Source organism: Microcoleus sp. SVA1B4, from assembly GCF_036700545.1.
GTDB lineage: Bacteria > Cyanobacteriota > Cyanobacteriia > Cyanobacteriales > Microcoleaceae > Microcoleus.
On sequence record NZ_JAUBPB010000165.1, the window covers coordinates 1 to 1,436 of the forward strand.

The following is a 1,436-nucleotide window of genomic DNA, read 5'->3' on the forward strand; positions in this document are numbered from 1 at the left end:
CATATTTCAGAACGTTGGCGAATTGCCCGTGAGCAGCATCAAGCATGGATTTATTCAAACCACTCTTAGCTGACTGACCGTTAGGCAAATAAACCAAATTACCATTCTCAATATCGGTCTTGGGCTTGGCACGTCTAGTCAGATTTTTGACACTCAAGTCTTCAACAACTAAAACATCACATTTACCGAATAACTCATGTGCAGTTTTGAACTGAAAATCTAATCGGGATCTAGCCACGAACTGATGGAGTTGGGAAACCTTGTCCTTGATTATTTTCCAAGGTTGAGAACCCTTGACTCTATTAGCTAACTTCGCTTGAAGCCTTGCTAATTTCTGAGCCGATTTCCTCAAAAATCTAGGATTCTCAACTCTTTCACCATTGGAAAGGTAAGCGTAATTAGTAATTCCCAAGTCGATACCCACAGTATTTTCATCAGTCGGTTGAATTTCTGCAACCGTTACGGGAACCGTCTTATCTTCTAGCGTCAAGGAAATATACCACCCATCCGCTTCTGAGATAACACTACCCGTCTTAACTTTGAACCCTGTTGGTATTGGGCGGTGAAAAACCATAGGTACTTGACCTATTTTGGCAAGGCTAATACAAATCCTATTTTGCTCATCCTTGACAATATTTAGGTTGTCTAATTGAGGATAAGTGAAGGATTTGTAGTAGGGTCGCCCCTTGAATTTAGGCTTGCCTCTACGATGGCCATTTTTGTCGGGCGTAGTAAAGTTTGAAAAGGAAGTTTCTACTCTGTTGACGACATCTTGCAAAACCTGAGAATCCAACACTTTATAATTAGGAAACAGCTTTTTAGTGTTTTTTAGGTCAGCAAGTTGTATCGTCTGCCACTGTACATATCCGCCTTCAATGTTCGAGAAAACGTCACCTTTCCTGGTCAAAGGATTGCCTGATTCATCCTTCTTTCTGCCATCTCTAGTTTGCACTCTCGTCAAAGGAATATTTCGATAAATCTCCTCAACAGGGACTATCGAAACAATCAATGGGCAAGCGTTTATGGGCGTTCTCGTGGCTGACCACCACCTAAATCTTTCGCTGAGTCGGTAGTTGTACTGCCGGCGACAAAGTTCTAAGTGAGCCACAATCGTCGTTAGTTGGGCAATGGTTGGTTTGAGGCGGTATTTGTAAGTTAGTTGCATTTCTAAACTTCCTATTTTCGACCTTTGCATAGTATAGTTTATGTACGTCTAAAATGCAACACCAAATTACTATTTTAGCACTGGGAAGAACATCGAAAATCAAGATGCTCCCGAAGATTGATTCATAGTAGGCAAGTCTAATTGTCGGCTTCCGTTCCTCCATCCGACGAGCCTTTCATCACGCGGGCGTAATTCATTCGGGGTACTTCGCTTAGCGCTCAGATTCATCCCCTCTGAATATACGCCCGGGACTTCCCGGCTGGTAGTTAAA

1 protein-coding gene is annotated in these 1,436 nt (G+C 42.5%); it reads right to left on the reverse strand.

What is annotated here, in order from left to right:
* A partial coding sequence (locus QT987_RS29725; protein WP_333247075.1) for a transposase occupies positions 1 to 1,165 on the reverse strand: 1,165 nt, incomplete at its 3' end.
* Positions 1,166 to 1,436 lie beyond the last annotated feature (271 nt).